General features: G+C 63.8%; 1 pseudogene. It reads right to left on the bottom strand.

From position 1 onward, the window contains the following. A pseudogene (locus AC1DSG_RS31265) lies at window positions 1-1,184 on the bottom strand (type IV secretion protein Rhs); the annotation flags it as partial.

The following is a 1,184-nucleotide window of genomic DNA, read 5'->3' as shown; positions in this document are numbered from 1 at the left end:
GCGTCGTAGCGGTAGCTGGCGCTGCGGCCGTCCGGGGTGGTGACGCCGATCAGGCGGTGTTGGAAGTCGTAGCGGTAGTCGGTGACGAGTTTATGACCGGTGCCGCGGCGTTCGCGGATCAGGTTGCCGAAGGCGTCGTAGTCGTAGTGGCGGTCGCCTTGCATKAGCAGGCGATTGCCTTTGACGGTCGCGGCGCCGGGGCGGTCCTGCATCAGCAGGTTGCCGGCGGGGTCGTGGGCGAAGGTTTCCGGTGGATCGTCGCGGGTGTGGCGGACGCGGGTCAGGCGGTTGAGTGGATCGTAGTAATAGCKGCGTTGGCCATGTCGACTGTCGGCGACGGTGGCCAGGGTGCCGTTGACCGCGTACCCGTAGTGGCGCATGTACAGCGGCCGGGTTTGCTGGTGGATGGCGTGGGCCTGCAATCGGCCTTGTTCGTCGTAGTGGTATTGACTGGTGAGCTGGCCTTGCTGGCGTTGTTGCTCGCGCCCGAAGGCAAACTGGTGGCTGGTGAGCCGTGCGCCGTTGAGGTCGATGGCGGTGAGCGCGCCGCCCTTGGCGTGGTGGTAATCGAGTTTGCTGCCGTCCGGYAGGCGCAGGCGYTTGAGTTGGCCGCAGGCGTCGTAGCCATAGCGCARCGTGCCCCARCCCTGATGTTCGGTGATCAGGCGGTCCTGTTGGTCGTACTCGAATTCGAGCGGGTGGTCATGGCCGTCGTCGACGCCAATCAGGCGGCCGAGGCTGTCGTAGCGGTATTCGACCTTGATGCCGTCGGGCAGGGTTTTGACCAGTAAACGCCCSGCCGMGTCCCGCTCGTAAGCGGTGATGAGCTGCGACCCGCCAGAACCGAATTCGGTTTTCTCCAGCAGTTGGCCGTTGAGGTCGTAGGCGTACGCCGTACGTTGGCCGTCGAAACCGGTTTCCTGGCGGATCAAGCCGCCGGGGGTGTAGTCCAGCTGATATTTTTCGCCGGATTCGTTTTCGATTTCCGTGAGCAACAGCTGCGCGTTGTCGTAGCGGTATTGCAGCTGGGTGCCATCGGCATTGAGTCGGCGGCTGACCAGGTGCAGATCGTCGACGTATTCGTAGCGCGTGATGCGGCCGAGTTCGTCGCGCTCGGCCGTGATTTTTCCGTAAGCGTTGTAGCTGTAGGCGCGGCTCGCCCCAGTGGGAAGGATCGTCTGGAT

This window comes from Pseudomonas sp. P5_A12 (genome assembly GCF_056400685.1).
The sequence above is the reverse complement of the archived record's forward strand: the minus strand, read 5'-3'. Positions and strand labels throughout refer to the sequence as shown.